General features: G+C 57.1%; 19 protein-coding genes. 5 read left to right on the top strand and 14 right to left on the bottom strand.

Annotated features, from left to right (window positions below; genetic code table 11):
- Positions 1–34 precede the first annotated feature (34 nt).
- From RZA33_RS17200 to RZA33_RS17180, 5 genes are all read right to left on the bottom strand, one after another.
- On the bottom strand, positions 35–1,441 hold the full coding sequence (locus tag RZA33_RS17200) for a TRAP transporter large permease subunit (RefSeq protein ID WP_317508933.1): 1,407 nt from the start codon (positions 1,439–1,441) through the stop codon (positions 35–37).
- On the bottom strand, positions 1,441–2,001 hold the full coding sequence (locus tag RZA33_RS17195; RefSeq protein WP_317508932.1) for a TRAP transporter small permease subunit: 561 nt from the start codon (positions 1,999–2,001) through the stop codon (positions 1,441–1,443). The genes RZA33_RS17200 and RZA33_RS17195 overlap by 1 nt, the downstream gene beginning before the upstream one ends.
- A 186-nt stretch (positions 2,002–2,187) precedes the next feature.
- Positions 2,188–2,988, bottom strand: coding sequence for an endonuclease/exonuclease/phosphatase family protein (locus RZA33_RS17190; RefSeq protein WP_317508931.1), 801 nt, complete (start codon positions 2,986–2,988; stop codon positions 2,188–2,190).
- Positions 2,989–3,026: 38 nt separating this feature from the next.
- The gene (locus tag RZA33_RS17185; protein ID WP_317508968.1) at positions 3,027–3,659 is read right to left on the bottom strand and encodes a thiol:disulfide interchange protein DsbA/DsbL; all 633 of its coding nucleotides are present in this window, start codon (positions 3,657–3,659) and stop codon (positions 3,027–3,029) included.
- A 210-nt stretch (positions 3,660–3,869) separates the two neighbouring features.
- Entirely contained in the window at positions 3,870–4,499 is a 630-nt protein-coding gene (locus tag RZA33_RS17180) for a c-type cytochrome (RefSeq protein ID WP_317508930.1), read from the bottom strand.
- A gap of 363 nt (positions 4,500–4,862) precedes the next feature.
- Here RZA33_RS17180 and yihA point away from each other — a divergent pair, with 363 nt between their 5' ends.
- On the top strand, positions 4,863–5,501 hold the full coding sequence (gene yihA / locus RZA33_RS17175; protein ID WP_317508929.1) for a ribosome biogenesis GTP-binding protein YihA/YsxC: 639 nt from the start codon (positions 4,863–4,865) through the stop codon (positions 5,499–5,501).
- Positions 5,502–5,520: 19 nt separating this feature from the next.
- Here yihA and RZA33_RS17170 read toward each other — a convergent pair whose 3' ends face one another.
- The 8 genes from RZA33_RS17170 to RZA33_RS17135 form a co-directional block, all read right to left on the bottom strand.
- Positions 5,521–6,246 (bottom strand): HAD family hydrolase, encoded by a 726-nt coding sequence (locus RZA33_RS17170; protein WP_317508928.1) that lies wholly within the window; start codon positions 6,244–6,246, stop codon positions 5,521–5,523.
- Positions 6,243–7,142 (bottom strand): tyrosine recombinase XerC, encoded by a 900-nt coding sequence (locus RZA33_RS17165; RefSeq protein WP_416337882.1) that lies wholly within the window; start codon positions 7,140–7,142, stop codon positions 6,243–6,245. Before RZA33_RS17165 ends, RZA33_RS17170 begins: the two co-directional genes overlap by 4 nt.
- A gap of 22 nt (positions 7,143–7,164) precedes the next feature.
- Positions 7,165–7,875, bottom strand: a complete 711-nt coding sequence (locus RZA33_RS17160; protein WP_317508926.1) for a DUF484 family protein — start codon at positions 7,873–7,875, stop codon at positions 7,165–7,167.
- A gap of 16 nt (positions 7,876–7,891) precedes the next feature.
- Positions 7,892–8,725: a diaminopimelate epimerase gene (gene dapF / locus RZA33_RS17155; protein ID WP_317508925.1), complete on the bottom strand. Its 834-nt coding sequence runs from the start codon at positions 8,723–8,725 to the stop codon at positions 7,892–7,894.
- Positions 8,725–9,996 (bottom strand): diaminopimelate decarboxylase, encoded by a 1,272-nt coding sequence (gene lysA, locus RZA33_RS17150; protein ID WP_317508924.1) that lies wholly within the window; start codon positions 9,994–9,996, stop codon positions 8,725–8,727. Before lysA ends, dapF begins: the two co-directional genes overlap by 1 nt.
- Before the next feature lie 33 nt (positions 9,997–10,029).
- Complete coding sequence (gene lptM / locus RZA33_RS17145; RefSeq protein WP_317508923.1) at positions 10,030–10,161, bottom strand: LPS translocon maturation chaperone LptM; 132 nt, start codon at positions 10,159–10,161, stop codon at positions 10,030–10,032.
- The gene (gene argH, locus RZA33_RS17140) at positions 10,158–11,561 is read right to left on the bottom strand and encodes an argininosuccinate lyase (protein WP_317508922.1); all 1,404 of its coding nucleotides are present in this window, start codon (positions 11,559–11,561) and stop codon (positions 10,158–10,160) included. The genes lptM and argH overlap by 4 nt, the downstream gene beginning before the upstream one ends.
- Before the next feature lie 113 nt (positions 11,562–11,674).
- A complete protein-coding gene (locus RZA33_RS17135) occupies positions 11,675–13,732 on the bottom strand; it encodes a putative bifunctional diguanylate cyclase/phosphodiesterase (protein ID WP_317508921.1) in 2,058 nt (685 codons plus the stop codon).
- 142 nt (positions 13,733–13,874) lie between these two features.
- Here RZA33_RS17135 and hemC point away from each other — a divergent pair, with 142 nt between their 5' ends.
- Both hemC and RZA33_RS17125 read left to right on the top strand, forming a co-directional pair.
- On the top strand, positions 13,875–14,819 hold the full coding sequence (gene hemC, locus RZA33_RS17130) for a hydroxymethylbilane synthase (RefSeq protein WP_317508920.1): 945 nt from the start codon (positions 13,875–13,877) through the stop codon (positions 14,817–14,819).
- On the top strand, positions 14,816–15,592 hold the full coding sequence (locus RZA33_RS17125) for a uroporphyrinogen-III synthase (RefSeq protein WP_317508919.1): 777 nt from the start codon (positions 14,816–14,818) through the stop codon (positions 15,590–15,592). The genes hemC and RZA33_RS17125 overlap by 4 nt, the downstream gene beginning before the upstream one ends.
- Positions 15,593–15,765: 173 nt before the next feature.
- On the opposite strand, the gene RZA33_RS17120 is transcribed toward RZA33_RS17125, so the two are convergent.
- Positions 15,766–16,083, bottom strand: coding sequence for a hypothetical protein (locus RZA33_RS17120; protein WP_317508918.1), 318 nt, complete (start codon positions 16,081–16,083; stop codon positions 15,766–15,768).
- A 7-nt stretch (positions 16,084–16,090) separates the two neighbouring features.
- On the opposite strand from RZA33_RS17120, the gene RZA33_RS17115 reads away from it, so the two are divergent.
- Entirely contained in the window at positions 16,091–17,095 is a 1,005-nt protein-coding gene (locus tag RZA33_RS17115; protein ID WP_317508917.1) for a uroporphyrinogen-III C-methyltransferase, read from the top strand.
- A complete protein-coding gene (locus RZA33_RS17110) occupies positions 17,092–18,369 on the top strand; it encodes a heme biosynthesis HemY N-terminal domain-containing protein (RefSeq protein ID WP_317508916.1) in 1,278 nt (425 codons plus the stop codon). Before RZA33_RS17115 ends, RZA33_RS17110 begins: the two co-directional genes overlap by 4 nt.
- Positions 18,370–18,504: the final 135 nt, after the last annotated feature.

Raw genomic sequence — 18,504 nt, 5'->3', positions numbered from 1 at the left:
TTGATAGCAGCCATATTTTTCAACTAACCCTTAGTTAGCCAAACTGCGCGGGCAGCCACGTTGCCAACTGTGGGAAAAACGTCAGCATCAGCAACATACCCAGCTGCATCAGAATAAACGGAATAACGCCGCGATAGATAGCCGACGTAGGCACCGAGGGAGGCGCCACGCCACGCAGATAAAACAGCGCGAAGCCAAACGGCGGCGTTAAGAAAGATGTTTGCAGGTTGATCGCGATCATGATGCCCAGCCAAATGGGGTCAAGCCCCATGGCGAGCAGAATCGGCCCAACGATGGGCACGACCACAAAGGTAATCTCGATAAAGTCGAGAATAAAGCCGAGCAGAAAGATCACTAGCATGACGATAAGCGTCGCGCCCACCACACCGCCGGGCATTCCCTCGAACAGCTCGGTCACCATGTGTTCCCCGCCGTAGGCCCGGAAGACCAGCGAAAACAGCGCCGCACCAATCAAAATCATAAATACCATGGTGGTGACGTGAGTGGTCGAGCGCAGCACCTCTTTTAGGGTCTGCATATCAAGCTGACGGTAAGCCAGCGCTAACACCAAAGCACCAAACGCACCGACCGATGAGGCTTCGGTCGGCGTGGCAAAGCCGCTTAGGATCGACCCCAGCACCGCCACAATCAACACCACCGGCGGCACGAGGCCTTTAAGTAGCAGCATGCCCAGCCCAGAGGTGTGGCCAAGCTCGGCCATTAGTTCTTCACGGTCAGCGGCGGGGGCCATCTGCGGGCGTAACCACGCGACAACGGCCACGTAAGCCATGTACATCATGACCAGCAGCAACCCCGGCACCAGTGCGCCCATGAACAGGTCGCCCACAGAGACTGTTTTAGGGCTGAAAATCCCCATATCCAGCTGCGCCTGTTGATACGCCGATGACAGCACATCCCCCAGCAGCACCAGCGCGATGGAGGGTGGAATAATCTGGCCCAGCGTGCCGGTGGCACAGATAGTGCCAGTTGCCAACGAGGTACTGTAGCCACGCTTTAGCATGGTGGGCAGCGACATCAAGCCCATGGTGACCACTGTAGCTCCCACAATACCGGTAGAGGCGGCCATCAGCATGCCCACCAGGGTTACCGAAATGCCCAAACCACCGCGCAACGAGCCAAACAATAGAGCCATAGCATCCAACAGCGTCTCAGCCACTTTGGATTTTTCCAGCAACACGCCCATTAGCACAAAGAGCGGCACCGCCAACAGCGTTTGGTTGGTCATAATCCCGTAAAGCCGGTTGGGCAGGGCAGCGAGGTAGCCACTATCAAAGTTAGCGTCGATGCCGATGGCTTCCAGACCCAGCCCCATACCGGCAAACAGCAGCGCCGTGCCCGCCAGCGAAAGCGCCACTGGAAAGCCGAACATCAACACCATACAGATGGCAGCAAATAAAATAAGCGGCATAAATTCCAGCATCAAACGCGCTCCTCGAGGTGGTTGCCACCGGTAGCGGACGGCACGATTCGCCCTGCCATCACATAGCCATTACGCAAAATCTCGATCACGCCTTGCACGATCATCAGCAGCGCAAACAGCGGTATTAAGGTTTTCAGCGCAAAAACAGCCGGAATGCCGCCGTAGTCCGGGGAGCTTTCCAGAATGCGCCATGAGTTGGAAACGTAGCCCAGGCTGGAAGCAATGATGAAGACCATAACGGGCATCAATAACGTAATAATGCCCACCACATTGACGAGCGCTTGACGGCGTGGGGTCATTCCTCGATAGAAGATATCTACCCGCACGTGACCATCGTGGCGAAAGGTATAGGCAGCAGCGAGCATAAACACGCTGGCGTGCATATACATCACTAGCTCTTGCATAAAAATACTGTTCACACTGAAAACGTAGCGAAGCAGTACAATCGCGAACTGAATCAACATCATAATGACGATTAGCCAGGCAAGTGTACGCCCGAACCACTCTGAAGCGCGGTCCAGCGCAGTAATAAACGCAGGTAGTTGTGTTGTGTCCGACATAGCAGTGTCTCGCGTAATACGACTAAGGGGAGTCAGCGCCCCAGACAATAGCGCATATACACGGACAATGCAGCGCCCAGGGGCGGCAAGATGTGCCTGTGAAGCTAAACACTTAGGCTAAGTGCTGTGGCTAAAAGGACGCTGGCTACACTACTGGGCTAAGGACTTTGGCTAAAAGGGCGCCGGCTAATCGCTTGCGTGAATCGCTGTTAAGCAAGCCGCAGGCAGCGGTAGATCCACGGCGATCGGCAGGTGATCAGAGAATAGATGGTCCAACACGCGCACCTCAGAGACCTCTAACGACTGCGACAACAGAATATGATCAAGCGCGCGACGCGGCTGCCAGGAGGGGTAGCTCAGCAGTGGCTTAACCGGGTGCAGCGGCAACGACGCGCTAAAACGCTCGTGGGCGTGCAATTGATCAGGAGTACAGTTGAGATCCCCCATGACCACCACATGACGCAGTGGCTGAATAATCTCGCTTAAATAGTTGAGCTGACGCACACGCCCCCGGTGGCTGAGCGCTAAGTGGGCCACAAAGATATGCAGCGCATCGGGACCCTCGCCAAAACGGGCGTGAATCGCCCCGCGACCCGGCATTGCGCCGGGCAAACGGTGCTCTTCGATTTGACTGGGCGTCAAGCGCGACAGCAACCCGTTACTGTGTTGCGCGATGCGCCCCAGGTTACGGTTTAGCTGTTGAAAATGATGAGGAAATCCCGCTTTGGTAGCGAGATATTCCACTTGATTGACACGGCTGGAACGGAAACTACCGCCATCAACCTCTTGCAGCCCTACTATATCGAACTTACTCAACACGTCGCCCATAATATCCAGACGTTGCTGGCGACGCGGATGGGGCAGCAGGTGCTGCCAGCTGCGAGTGAGATAGTGATGATACGCAGACGTCTGAATGCCTACCTGCAGGTTAAACGTCAACAAGCGCAGATGACCATCTTCTTGCAGCGATGAACGAGCATTACTCATGGCCGCCTCATCGCCGCCTCTTACCTCACGTAACACGGTTATTCTTCGCGCTCTGCACGTATCTGTTCAACCAGCGCGTCAGCGACCTGAGGCATATTATCCAGGCTGCCAGCGGAGCTCGGTGTGACAAGGTAGCGACCATCAACCACTAGTGCAGGTACCCCCATCAACTTCATTTCACGCATGCGGCTGTTAGCGCTATTCACTTCGCTGCGTACGCTAAAGGCAGTGAGTGCTTGCTTAGCTTCTTCTTCATTCACGCCATAGTCGGCAAAAAAGTCAGCAATGTCATCGGTTTCAGTCAGCGAGCGGCCTTCCTGATGAATCGCATTAAAGAAATCCGCATGCAACTCGTCTTCAATACCTAACGATTTGGCGGCGTAGAAAGCGGTCGCATGGGTATTCCAATCGCCGCCCATGGTGGCAGGCATTTTGACAACACTAACGTCATCTTCCAACGTCTCGTACCATTCGTTCACCGGCGTTTGCAGCCGATAACAATGTGGGCAGCCAAACCAAAACACTTCGGTGACTTCAATTTGCCCATCGCCAACCTGGGTTTCTACCGGTGATTCAAGCAATTCGTAGTCCTGGTCTTCTACCACTTCTTGCGCACTGACTGCCGCGGAAAGCCCCAAACCGGCCAGCGCGACGATTAGTGTTTTGAACATCGGGCGCGTTTTAAAGATCGTTTTTATTGACATCGTGTAAGTTTCTCCATGGGTAAGCGCATACTAAGACCTAGGATACCGCAACGGGTTCCCTCGGCGGGCCCACATCGCCAGATTAACTCTCCCGCCAATAGCATAGGGCACTATTTAGGCGTCCATGCCTTCGTTTACAAAGCTGATCAGCTTAAAAACTAGTTCAGGCCTAATACACTAGTTCAAGCCTAAAACGTAGTTAGCCACAGCTTGCATGTCGTTATCGCTCATCTTGGAAGCGATATCGCCCATGATGTTATTGGGGCTGTTGTTACGCTCGCCGGCCGCAAAGTCCTGAAGCGTTGACACCGTATACTCGGGATGCTGACCGGAAAGGGCCGGATAAACGGCGCTACCGATGCCGACCCCAGTGGGCGTGTGGCAAGCGGAACAGGCGGGTATACCTTTGGATATATCGCCAGCGCGGTAAAGCTCTTCGCCACGAGCCAATAGTTCAGCGTTTTCATCGCTGGCTTGTCCCAAGTTGGCGTCTTGCTGAGCAAAGTACGCCGCCACATCCCAGGCGTCTTGGTCAGAGAAGTCATCCACCTGCCCGGCCATTTGAGCAACCATACGATTGCCGTCACGGATATCCATAATCTGTTTGGCCAGATAGGACATTTGCTGCCCTGCCAGATTGGGAAATGTCGGCACGGCACTAATGCCCTGCTGCCCGTGACAGGCGGCGCATGTTTGGGCCATTTCCTTACCAGCGGATGCGTCGGCATCGGCTTGGTAGTCCGTTTGAGCGTGGGCGATGCCAACGGCGCCCATGGTAATTGCTAGGCTTGCCAGTAACTGTCTCATTGCTATTCCACTATGCCGTTTTATGTTTGACTGGTACGCACCCTGGGCGCTTCCCAGGCTCCACAAATTACCAGGGTTAGCTCCGCCAAAACGAACAACGTATCGCGTTGGTCGCTGCCGGCTAGAGGGCGATGATGGTATACTAGCGCCCCAGGTCGCAGATATGAACCGCTTGCATTATAACGAATCACCCCAGCGGCGGGAATGCAAGTCCTGGCCTGCTTTAAGGGTAATTCGTCGCAGTACTGCTCACAGCGCTCTAACATGCTTCATTACTACGCCCGCTACGCCATGATTAGGTGATAATCAGCGGTTAGGGTGTTGAGCAAGCCGCTCTTATGTTCGTTTTCCAGGATTAATTCCATGTCTACCTCCCATGATAACCCAGTCCCTCGGCTGAACTACCCGACGGCCCAATTTATTATCAGCGCGCCAACCCTGGCGCTATGCCCGGACGACACCGGCGCCGAGGTGGCCTTTGCCGGGCGTTCAAACGCAGGCAAATCAAGCGCTATCAATGCGCTAACCCAGCAAAATGCTTTGGCGCGCACCTCGCGCACCCCAGGCCGTACCCAACTTATTAACTTTTTTAGCGTGATGAACGACGAGTCGCGGCGGTTGGTCGACTTACCAGGCTACGGCTACGCCAAAGTTCCCGAATCGGTCAAGCTGGAGTGGCAAAAACACCTCGCCGAGTACCTTCGCAACCGGTTTAGCCTGCGCGGCTTAGTGCTGCTAATGGACGTACGTCACCCGCTCACCGAATTTGATCAGATGATGCTCGATTACGCCGACCAGCGCGAAATGCCGGTGCATATTCTGCTCACCAAAGCCGACAAACTTAAAAAAGGGCCTGCCAGCGCCTCCCTGCAAAAAGTACGCTCGCGCTTGAAGGAATGGGAAGACATGGTCTCCGTACAGCTGTTCTCTTCTCTCAAGCGCGACGGCGTCGATACCTTGTCACAAAAACTCAATCAGTGGCTGTATACACCCCCTGAGTGATACCGCTCTAGGCCCCTTTTTATAGCCTCTCAAGCACGCTAGGCAGCTCTTTAATATGCGCTATGCGGTGCACACGCGGTGGAAGCGCCTGGTCCTCCGTCGCGGAAACCCATACGGCGTGCATGCCCAACTGCTGGGCGGGCAATACGTCTTCCTGCCATGAGTCGCCCACATGCATGGCACATTCAGGGGCCACGTTTAAGCGCGAGAGCGCGGTGAGGAACGGCGTAGGGTCAGGCTTGGGCGCTAGTAACTCACCCGCAGCAATGGCAACTGGAAAGTAGCTGGCCAGCGGCTGACGTTGAAGATGAATATTGCCATTAGTGATCGCCGCCAACTGATAGCGTTCCGCCAGGGCGGTCAGCAAACCGGCCGCTTCGGGGTGGGGCGTGACCTGCACGCGTAGGCGGTGAAACTCATTCATCGCCGCGGCTGCCCACATTAACGCAGCACTGCGATGCAGACCGGCATCTTCTAACTGGGCTTCCAGGGCGCGCAAACGCAGCCAAGTGAAGTCACCACGCCGTTCGGGCACCTCTTTGGTCAACTGTTGACGACGCTGCAGATAATCGTGCCCGCCATCGTCGTGGTTTAATCCAAGGATGGGCTCCTGGCGTGTGCTCCGCCACGCGGCAAGCGCCTCCAACAACCAGCGATAATGCCCCTCTTCGGTACGCGCCATCACCCCGTGGTTATCCCATAGCGTGTCATCAAGATCGAAAGTAATTGCCTTCAGCGTTGTCATGGCTTGCTCCTAGGGCTAGGCCCACGTTTAGCTCGAGGGTGGGCGGCATCGTAGCTGGTGGCGAGGTGCTGCCAGTCAAGCCGGGTATAAATTTGCGTGGTCGACAAATTGGCGTGACCCAACAGCTCCTGCACCGCACGCAGATCTTGGCTCGATTCCAACAGGTGGCTGGCAAAAGAGTGGCGCAAGCGGTGCGGGTGAAGGTGCTCGGGCAGGCCACGGGCAAGCGCCAGCTGCGCTAAGCGCTTTTGAATGGCGCGATGACCTAACCGCTGCCCGTGCTGGCCCACAAACAGCGCCTGCTCATTAATGGGCGCCAACGCTGAGCGACATCCCAGCCATTCGGCCAGGGCCTGCTGAGCACGCGCGCCAACCGGCACCTGGCGCGGCTTGCCGCCTTTACCGATCACTCTGACGCGGTGGTTTTGCAAATCGCCCAGATCAAGTGCTGCCAGTTCCGCTAAGCGCAGGCCGCTGGAGTAAAACAGCTCAAGAATGGCCTGATCCCGCACGCCGAGCGGCGAACCGTCGTGGGATGTATCGAGAAAGCGCGCCAGGGCGTCGACATCCACCGGACGTGGCAGGTGGCTGGGCTGCTTGGGCGTTCGCAGTAAGCCCACTGGGTTATCGGCCAGAACGCCCTGCTTAACCAGGTAATCGGCGAAGCGGGAAAGCGCTGCACGGCGCCGGGCAAGGCTTCTAGCCGCCAAGCCCCGGCTGCGCTCGGCGCCTAAAAACGCCCGCAGCAGCGCGGTGTCTAATGCAGCGGGGTTCGTTACTTCGCGCCGCTGGGTAAAGGCACACAGCGCCGCCAGATCATGCCGGTAGGCCTCAACGGTGGCCGGGCTTGCATGACTCTCCAGCGCGCTCAGAAATGCCGCAACGCGCTGGGTCATGGCTGATTCCACCATTAAGGATTCAGCCATGATCGCCTAGGCGCACCAGCAAGCGCGCGACGATATCACCCAGGTACTCGGTGAACAGCGTATCCATGCTGGCACGATAAGCGTCAGGGCTGGGGCTGGCTAGCAGCAAATAACCTAAAGGTTCGCCCGCCGAAAGCCGTGAAATCGCGCAGGAGCCCGCCTTACGGGGCGCTTTGACGTGGGGCAGCAAGCACTTCCAGTCGCTGACGCTCAGTTTAACGCAGCGGCTCGTGCGGCCGTCCAACAGCGCCGACAACCGTGCGCTCGCGTGTTGATTGAGCACGTGACGCGGCGGCTGCGGCGGCGCTGGCTCATCATTGCTTAACGCCGCAGGGCACCACAGCGCCATGGCGGGGGTCTCAAAGCGTTCGCTGAGCTGGGTAGCCAACGCCTGCGCCAACGCATCGCGGTCCTGCGCCTCAACCAGTGCAATCAGCGTTTCGCGTAGCCGCCGGTACTGGGACTCGTTATGGCGGGCGGTTTCCAGCAGGTGCTCCAGACGGCCTTCGGCGGTTTCAGCACGCTTGCGCAGGTCAAAGACCAGCCGCTCTAGCAGTGACACCGCGCCATCAATATGCGGGTGGGGCACCTGCAGCTGCTGGAGCAATCCCTCGCGGCCGACGAAGAAATCGGGATGACGCGCCAGCCAGAACGCCACCTGATCAGGATCGAACGTTTTGCGGGGTTCGGGGGCTTCTGACATCGCCGTTCTCCTCAAGTTAATACAGTGCTACGCGGCCATCAAAGACGCGTGTAGCGGGACCCACCATGGTTAGCGCCCCTTCGGGGTCGGGCCATTCAATACTGAGCTCGCCACCGGATAAGTGGACTCTTACCGGGCTTTTTAACAGCCCCTGACGAATGCCGCTGGCCACTGCTGCGCAGGCGCCGGTACCGCAGGCAAGCGTTTCACCACTGCCGCGCTCGTAAACACGCAAACGAATTTCGCTCGGCGAGAGTACCTGCATAAAACCTACGTTAACACGCTTGGGAAAGCGGGGATGGGCTTCTACCAACGGCCCCAAGCGTTCAACTGGCGCATTCTCCACACTATCGACCTGTAGCACCGCGTGGGGATTGCCCATCGAAACGACGGCGATACTCAGCGTTTCGCCGCCTACTTCCAGCGGGTGCAGCGGTTGGTCGCCAGTCGCGTCAAAGGGTATCGCCACGGGGCTAAACCGCGGGCGGCCCATATCCACACGCACCAAGCCGTCGTGCTGCACGGTGAGCATCAGCGGCCCACCGGCGGTTTCCACATGGATTTCATGCTTGTGGGTCAGCCGCTGATCGCGCACGAAGCGGGCGAAACAGCGCGCCCCGTTGCCACAGTTCTCCACTTCACCGCCGTCGGCATTGTAAATACGGTAGCGAAAGTCCATCTCTGGGTCACGGGGCGGTTCGACCACTAAAAGCTGGTCAAAGCCAATGCCGAAACGCCGGTCAGCCAATGCGCGAATTTGCGCCTCATCCAGCCGGGCACGCTGAGTAACCAGGTCGACCATGACAAAATCATTGCCCAGGCCGTGCATTTTGGTGAAGTGCAACAGCATCAGTGCCCCCCTTCGGGCAGCAGCGCTTCACCCGCCCATAGGTTGGCAACGGTTTCCCGCTCGCGTACCACGTGGCAGCTATCGCCATCGACCATCAGTTCCGCAGCGCGTGGGCGGCTGTTGTAGTTCGACGCCATGACAAAACCGTAGGCGCCTGCTGAGCGCACCGCCAGCAGGTCGCCTTCGGCAATCGCCAGTTCGCGCTCTTTGCCCAGAAAGTCGCCCGTTTCGCATACCGGGCCGACGACATCGTAAAGGGCGCTTGCGCGTATTTCGCGGGTATCCACCGGCACAATCGCCTGCCACGCCTGATACAACGCCGGGCGGATCAAATCGTTCATGGCCGCATCGACAATGGCAAAATTTTTGGTCTCGCCAGGCTTCAAAAACTCTACCCGGGTCAGCATGACCCCGGCATTGGCCGCAATGGATCGTCCCGGTTCAAACAGCAATGTCAGCGCTTCGCCGCCTTCCCAGCGCGAAAGCCGCGCCAACAGCTGGCTGGCATAATCAAACGGCTGGGGTGGTTTTTCATCGCGGTAAGGTACGCCCAAGCCGCCGCCGAGATCGAGGTGGTCGATTTCAATACCCCGTTCACGCAGGCGCTCCATGAGCATCAGCAAGCGATCGAGGGCGTCAAGGAACGGAGCAGTTTCGGTGAGCTGGGAGCCGATATGGCAATCGAGCCCCTTAACCCGCAGGTTCGGCAGGCTTGCCGCCAATTCGTAAACCGCCAGCGCTTCATCTACTGGGATGCCGAACTTGTTGTCTTTCAGACCGGTAGAGATATACGGGTGGGTCCCCGCGTCCACATCGGGGTTCACGCGTAGCGAAACGGGGGCAATTTTACCCTGTTCGCCAGCGACGCGATTCAAGCGCTCAAGCTCGGGGCGCGATTCAACGTTAAAGCACTTAATGCCCACGTCCAGCGCACGGGCCATTTCGTGGGCCTGTTTGGCAACGCCGGAAAACACCACCTTGGCCGGGTCGCCACCGGCCTTGAGTACCCGCTCAAGCTCGCCGATGGAGACGATATCGAACCCAGCGCCCAGTTTGGCTAGCAGGCCTAGCACCGCCAGGTTGGAGTTAGCCTTAACGGCATAGCAAATCAGGTGCGGGTGGCTGCCCAGCGCTTCGGTATAGGCGCGGAAGTGGCGCGTTAAGGTCGCTTTTGAATAGACATAGCAGGGTGTACCGTGCTCGTCGGCAATCCGTGATAGCGGTACATCTTCGGCGTACAGCACGCCATCGCGGTAGTTAAAATAATCCATGTTGCTCTCCCCTTCTCCTACGCCAGCGCCTGTCTAGTTAGCCGACGGGTTCGACTGTTCGGTGGCGACTTCATCGTCGGGCATATACAGCGGCCCTTTTTGCCCACAACCGGCCACCGCGGTTAACAGCAGCGCTAAAAGGGCCATAGATGCCAGCGTTTTCATGCGCCCGCCTTGAGCACATTCAGCGCCTCACGCGCTCGCTGGGCGGCCGCCCGCACCTGATTCGGCGCCGTGCCACCAATGTGATTACGGGCGGCTACCGAGCCTTCCAGGGTTAACACCTCGAACACATCCTGATCGATAGTGGCGGAGAACTGCTTAAGCTCGTCAAGGCTCATTTCGGAGAGATCTTTTTCAGTTTTAAGGCCGTAAGCCACGGACTGACCAACGATTTCGTGGGCATCGCGGAAGGCCACGCCTTTACGCACCAGGTAGTCGGCCAAGTCCGTCGCGGTAGAGAAACCACGACGCGCCGCTTCATACATGCTGGCTTTTTTGGGTTCAATGGCGGGCACCATATCGGCGAAGGCTTTCAGGCAGTCGCGCACGGTGTCCACGGCGTCGAACAGCGGCTCCTTGTCTTCCTGATTGTCTTTATTATAGGCCAGCGGCTGGGACTTCATCAGCGTTAGCAGCGACATCAGGTGGCCGTATACACGCCCGGTTTTGCCGCGTACCAGCTCGGGTACGTCGGGGTTTTTCTTCTGCGGCATGATTGAGGAGCCAGTGCAGAAGCGGTCGGGTAAGTCGATAAAATCAAACTGAGCACTGGTCCATAGCACCAGCTCTTCGCTCATCCGCGACAGGTGCATTAATAAAATGCTGGCAAAGCTGGTAAATTCGATAGCGAAGTCACGATCCGAGACCGCGTCAAGCGAGTTCTCCGTTGGACGGTCAAAGCCCAACAGTTCTGCGGTAACGTGGCGGTCAATCGGGTAGGTAGTGCCCGCCAGTGCAGCGGCGCCCAGCGGCAAAACATTAACCCGCTTACGGCAGTCCAGCAGGCGTTCGTGATCGCGCGCGAGCATCTCTTGCCAAGCTAAAATATGGTGGCCAAAAGTGACCGGCTGGGCGGTTTGCAGGTGGGTAAAGCCGGGCATGATAGTCTCGGCCTCACGGTCAGCCAGCTCGATCATGCCTTCGCGCAGGCGCTTGAGTTCCACTTCGATAACGTCGATTTCATCGCGCAAAAACAGCCGGATATCGGTGGCGACCTGGTCGTTGCGTGAGCGCCCGGTATGGAGTTTTTTACCGGTAATGCCGATTTTTTCGGTCAACCGTGCCTCAATGTTCATGTGCACATCTTCCAGCGGCACCGACCAATTAAACTCGCCTCGCTCGATCTCGCCCTGAATCTCTTTCAGGCCGTTGATAATCGCATCGCGTTCGTCATCGGTCAGCACGCCGACCCGAGCCAGCATGGTGGCGTGGGCAATGGAGCCCTGGATGTCCTGGGGGGCCAGGCGCTGATCGAAATTAACAGATGCGGTGAAACGGGCGACAAAGGCGTCGGTGGGCTCGCTAAAGCGACCGCCCCAAGACTGATTCGTAGCTTGGCTCATCGAAGGTATATCCTGCTGACAATACAAAGGAGTCGTTGGCCGAAAGTGTACCAGAATCGCCCCGGTCAGCGGCACGCCGTTTTTATTTCTGCGCCCCGCCGTAGCCAAGGTGGCTAAGCGAGGGACGTGATAAACGTCGGCGGTTTGTGCAAAAACGTGCGGAGGTCGTTTAGGGGCATGGGACGAGCAAAGTAGTAGCCCTGAAAATAGTCGCAGCCGTGCTGTCGAAGGTAGTTAAGCTGCTCGGCCTCCTCCACGCCTTCGACCAGCACCTCCAGCCCCATTTTGCCGGCCATGGCGACCACGCCGTCGATAATCGCCGCGTCGTGACGGTCGTTGATGACATCGCGAACGAAGGAGCGGTCGATTTTGATACGGTTAATCGGTAAGCGTTTTAGATAGCTCAGGCTAGAGAAGCCGGTGCCAAAATCATCCAGGGCAATAAGCGCACCCAGGTGGCGTAATCCTTGCAGCACTTGCATGGCTTGCTCGGCACTCTCCATGAGCACGCCTTCGGTAATCTCCAACTCGAGCAGCGCTGGTGGTAAGCCCGTATCGGTCAGCACCTGCTGAATTGAGGCTAAAAACCCCGACCGCTGGAAATGCATAGGCGAGATATTAACCGCCATGGTAATCGGGCCAACGCCCATGGCGTTGAGCGCCCGGGCATCACGACAGGCCGTGGCCAGCACCCATTCGCTGATCGGCATAATCTGACCGGTATCTTCTGCAAGACTAATAAACTCAGACGGCGGGATATTACCGCGCTCCGGGTGCTGCCAGCGAATCAGCGCTTCAACCCCCACCGCGCGACCACTGGGCGCGTGGATTTGCGGCTGATAATGAAGCTCAAATTGCTGCTGCTCAATGGCTTGCTGTAGCGCGCTGCGCAAGCTGACTCGTTCGCTCACCTTGCGATTCAAGTCTTCGGTATACCAGTGGTAGGTATTGCGCCCGCGTCGTTTGGCTTTATACATTGCCAAATCCGCCTGCTGGATAAGCTGGCGAGGATTTTTTACGCTGCCGTCATTGATAGCAATGCCGATACTGGCCGTAATACGCAGCTCACTGTCACGGTACCAATAAGGTGGCGAAAGCCCCTGTAGCACCCGCTCTACCACTTGTATCACGTCATTTTGATGGGCTAGATCCGGCAGCACCACCACGAACTCATCGCTACCAAAGCGCGCGACGGTATCCCAAGGGCGCAGTTCATTTTCCAGCCGCTTGGCAACCTCGACCAAAATAAAGTCGCCTACCTCATGGCCAAGCGTATCGTTGATCGGTTTAAAATCGTCCAGATCGATAAACAACACCGCCAAATAGCGCTGATAACGGCGCGCCAGCAAGCACCCCTGCTGTAGACGCTCGGCAAGCATCATGCGATTTGGCAGCCCTGTCAGGGCATCGTGATTGGCGTTATAGGTGAGCTGAGCCTGATATTCACGCTGTTCAGAAATGTCGTTTTGTACCCCGATAAAGTGGGTGACTTGGGCGTTATCATCGCGCACGGGCGAAATATGCAGGTCGTTCCAAAATTCCGTGCCGTCACGCCGATAATTACGAATGACCACGTGCACTTCGCGCTGTTCGGCAATCGCTACCCGCAGCTGCTTGATGGTTTCAGGGTCGGTCTCCTCTCCCTGTAGAAAACGGCAGTTACGGCCCAGGGCTTGGCTACGCGAATAGCCGGTAATGCGCTCAAAAGCGCTATTGACGTACACCAGGGGCAGATCGCTGCTCTGCGCATCGACAATAATCATCCCATTGGTGCTTGATTCAACGCTACGCTCTAGCAGCTTTAGCTGGTGTTCACTCGCTTTGCGCCGGGTAATCACCCGGGCGATCACATAAATAACATTATCGCCCAACGACGGGGTGACCTCTAACCAATGCCGCTTACCCGCCGAAGAGATAGCTCTAACCTCAAAGGGCGTCACCTTGGCATGTTGACGCATACGCTCAAGCGCTTCTTCAATGACGGGATGATCCTGCGGCTCAACCACCATTCCACAAGCACGCCCGATCAATTGTTCGGATGAATACCCCAGCAGCGACTCGAAGGCTGGATTGACTTGTAGCAGCGTGCCTTCAAAGTCGATGCAGCAGAACAGGTCCCTAGAGAGCAGAAAAAAATGGTCTAGCTGGCATTGAGAGGCTACCGGAAGCATGGCATGGCCTGATTAAAATGAGTGAATAACAACCTGGCGCCAACGTTTAATTGGAGCGGTTATTTTTACTGTGTGGCCGGGTGCTTTATGATGAGGTTTATCATAGATTGACTCGCCGTGTCTGCGGTATAGGGAGAATAACGTGCCATCTATCACCAAACTGCGCATTGCCACGCGTAAAAGCCAACTGGCCATGTGGCAGGCTGAGTACGTTCGCGACCGTTTAATGGCGGCACACAGCGGCCTAGAGGTTGAGCTCGTTGCGCTCTCGACAAAAGGCGACAAAATCCTCGATACGCCGCTGGCAAAAATTGGCGGTAAAGGGCTGTTCGTCAAAGAACTCGAAGATGCCATGCTCGATGGCCGCGCCGACATTGCTGTGCATTCCATGAAGGATGTGCCGATGCACTTCCCCGAAGGGCTTGGCCTGTCGGTCATTTTAGAGGGTGCCGACCCCACGGATGCGTTTGTATCGAATCACTACACTAACATTGACGAGCTACCCGAAGGGGCACGAATTGGCACCGCAAGCCTACGCCGTGGCCTGCAAATGCGCGAAGCCCGTCCTGATCTGCAAATTCTTAACCTGCGCGGCAGCGTGCAAACCCGGTTGGCCAAGTTAGATGCGGGCGACTTTGACGCCATTATTCTCGCCACCTCCGGCTTGAAACGGCTTGGGCTGGATGAGCGGATTGCCCAAGCACTGCCGCCGGAAATTTGCCTACCCGCCTGTGGTCAAGGGGCTTTAGGCATTGAATGCCGTTTGCACGACCCTGAACTGATTGCGTTGTTAGCGCCGCTTGACGACGCCGACACCGCCACGCGCGTGCGCGCCGAGCGAGCCATGAACACACGCCTGGAAGGCGGCTGCCAAGTACCGATTGCCGGCCACGCAGTGCTGGACATCGACAATGAAACCCTGTGGTTACGCGGCCTAGTCGGCACCCCAGAAGGCACCGAAGTGCTGCGCGCCGAAGGCCGTGGCTCAATGCATGAGCCTGAAGCGTTGGGTATTCGTATTGCCGAAGAACTACTTGACCAAGGCGCAGGGGCTATTTTGGCCGAGGTTTACGGCCGCGAGATATGACACAACCGGTACTGATCTGCCGTCCCGGTGAGCGCGGTGAAGCGTTAGCGGCGGCGTTACGAGAACAGGGCGAGCAGGTAGAATCACTCGCCGTGATGCAGCTGGAACCGTTGCTGGAAGATCCTGCGCAGCGGCAAATCTGGCTGAATATCGATCAGTACCATAAGATAATAGTCATCAGCCCCTTTGCTGCCGTATGTTTTAGTGAGGCGTTGGATCGCTATTGGCCGCAACTGCCGGTGGGGATTGATTATTACAGCGTCGGCAACACCACGGCGAGAACGCTGTTTGAACAGCTAGGCGTTCGCGTCCACGTGCCCTCGCCCGATGCGGGTGAGGATACTAGCGAGGCGCTACTGGCACTGCCCTCACTTCAGCAGGTAGATCATCAGCGCATTCTACTGGTGGCAGGTGAAGGTGGCCGCCCGCTGTTAGCACAAACACTGGCTGAGCGAGGGGCAAACATCACCCGTGTTGGCGTTTATCGACGCACGTTTCAGCCCCTTGCACCGGCCTTACAAACACGCTTATTTTCAGGTAATTACCGGGCGTTGATCGTCACCAGCAGCGAACTGCTGGAACATCTGGCAAAATGGTGCAATCAAGCGGCGTTGAACCAACCGCTAATCGTCTCCAGCCAACGTTTGGCTACACTGGCTGGCAGACTAGGTTTTTGTGACCTCAAGGTGGCGTCCGGAGCTACGCCAGCTGCGTTGATAGCGGCGTTGGAGACCTGCGACCCACAGGGTGCCGATGTCGATCAAGGAACTTAACTCAAGGGCTAGCGACAGATGAGCAAACAAGTAAACGATCAGGATGACGTAAAACCGGCGTCCCAAGATGCCACCCCAGACGCCACGAAGACGACCGACAAGGCTGCTTCCACTACCCAGGCAACGGAACCCAGCACACCGCCGACCCAATCATCGAGCTCAGCGTCGACACCTCAAGGTGGCAATAAAAACAGCCGCTCACGCCGTCGCGGAAAAGGCTCGTCTACGGCGAGCTCAACCGCTGCCAGTGCGTCGGAAAGTACGTCAAATAGCACTTCGAACAGTACGTCAGATAGCACTTCGGGCAGCCCATCAAACAGCAAGGATAGTAAGGCGAAATCGGCTGACACGGCGTCTGCAAACGCGAGAGGTTCAAGTGCTCCGTCTTCTACTGCAGCGTCCAAATCGTCCTCTGGCGGCGCGGGCAGCGGCGCTACACCGCCGACCGCTAGCCCCCAAGGCAGTGGCGGTAAAGGCAGCGGTTTTGCCATTGCGCTGGTGATTATCCTGGCCATTGCTTTAGCGTTCGTTGCTTGGCAAGGCTGGCAGCGCTTAGAGAATCAGCAGCAGCGCCTTGATGAACTGGCGCAACAAACGGAACAAAGCGCGTCCCAGCAGGCGGTTAGCGACCTTGAGTCGCGTCTCGATAGCGCCGAAGCCGAACGCGATGAAGCGCTACAGAGTACGCTAAGTGAACTACGCGACGAATTTGACAGCTATCGCAGCGACGTCGACGAGACACTAAGTCAAGTGCTCGACCAGCTCTCTCAAGAGCAGGACACCGACGAACGTGAGTGGCTGCACGCCGAAGCCGCCTACCTGCTCCGCCTGGCCAACCAGCGCTTGCAGCTGGAGGGTGATGTTGAAGGCGCGGCCGCACTGCTGCGTACCGCCGATGCTCGCCTGGCCGATGCCGACAACCCCGCACTGACCCCGGTCCGCAGCGAGATTGCCAATGAGCTAGCCGCGCTGGATGCCGTACCCCAGGTTGACCGCACTGGCCTCTACTTAGCGTTAAATGCTCAGCAGGAGCGCATCTCCAGCCTGCGTCTTTCGCAGGAGATTGCAGAACAGGCCGTCACCTCTAGCATCGAAGAGCCGCCCACCGGCACTTTCCAACGCCAGCTGGCACGCTTTGGAGAAGAACTCAAAGACCTCGTGGTGGTTCGTCATCACGATGAAGCGTTGGAAGCATTGATTACGCCGGAACAAGAGTCTTACCTACGCCAAAGCCTGCGCTTGGTGCTGGAGCAGACTCAGCTAGCTTTGCTCAACGAAGAGAAAGAGCTTTATGATGCAAGTATCGACAAAGCGCTACAGCTGCTGAACGACTACTACGATACCTCTCGCGAAGAAACACAAAGCGTGATTACGCGCCTTCAAGAGCTTCAACAAGCCCAAGTAAAGCCGGAGCTGCCCGATATCAGCGGCTCACAGCAGGAACTCGCTCGCTTTATCGAGAACCGCTACGAGTCGCGTAATCAGAGCGGAGGTGAATCATGAGAAAGCTCGTTCTCCTGATTGTCGCAGGCCTCGCCGTCGGGGCCCTGTTTGGGCACCTGATGATGTCAGTGCCCGGCTACTGGCTGATACGCGTGGGCGACTCCTCCGTGCAAACCTCGTTCTGGTTTGGCTTGGTGCTGTTGTTCGCGGCCTTTATTGTCCTACATTTTGTGCTCCGCTTACTCAGCGGGATTATTCGCCCCATGGGGCGCTTTCGCAGCTGGAACAGCCGCGCCCGCAATCGTCGCGCCATGCAGCGCACCGTGCGCGGACTGGTGGCGCTAACGGAAGGCCGCTGGAAAAAAGCCGAAAAAACCTTGATGAACGCCGCCGATGACTCCAGCACACCGCTGGTCAATTACTTATCTGCAGCGCTGGCAGCGCATTATCAGGGCCGCCACTCGCAATCCCAGGAGCACCTCAACCAGGCCCAGCTCACCACCGAGGGTGCCGATACGGCGGTCGGCTTAATGCAGGCGCAAATGATGATCGAGCGCCAGCAGCCTGAAGAAGCGCAGGCAATTCTCAATCGGCTGGATAAAAAGCTCACTAACCACCCTCAAGTGCTCAAGCTACTCAAGCAGGTGCATTTAAGCGTCAATGACTGGGAAGGCTTACGGCGCTTGATTCCACGCTTGGCGGCGCAGAAGCTCATCACTCAGCAAGAACGCGAACAGCTGGAGTTTAAAGCCTACCGCGAGCTGATTATTTTTGAAGCTCAGAACCCTAGCGATATTGAACGCGTGCGCGGCCTGTGGGCTGATATGCCCGACTACCTGCGCGGTAATACCGAGCTGATCGTGCTTTACGCCGAAGCGCTTATCCAAGCTAATGAAGAGCCGATTGCGGAACGCTTACTCAATCACTCGCTAGATCACCACTGGGATGCGCGCCTGGTAAAACGCTATGGTTTGCTCAACGTAGATGCAGGGCGTCAACTGGCCAAAGCCGAAAAGTGGCTTCAGGAGCGCCCCAACGACCCCGAGCTACTGCTGACCTGTGGCCGTCTCTCGCTGCGCACTGGCAAATGGGATAAAGCCCTGGAATACTTTGAAGCCAGCCAGCGCCAGCGCCCCAATGGCGAAGTATGCGCTGAACTTGCTCGCCTCTATGCAAGCCTTGGCGAGCATAACAAGAGCCAACTCTACTATCGTCACAGCGTTGAGATGCTAGCCAAGTCACTACCTTCGCTGCCCCAACCCAGCGATGCTGACGACAGCAAAAAACCCGATAGTAACCAGAAAGACAGTAAAACCATTAAGAAAAGCGCGTAGGGTTGCTCTGCTGGTATAACGTGAAAGGGCGCCACTGCAGCAGTGGCGCCCTTTTTAGTGGTGCGCCAGGCATGGCGCGCAGCGCCTTGACGGGCGCTATTCCTGAGGGTGGTGCCTCAGGATGACTTGGGGGTG

Origin of the sequence: Halovibrio sp. HP20-59 (assembly GCF_033052795.2) — a bacterium.
GTDB lineage: Bacteria > Pseudomonadota > Gammaproteobacteria > Pseudomonadales > Halomonadaceae > Vreelandella.
This window is presented reverse-complemented; position numbering and strand designations above follow the sequence as displayed.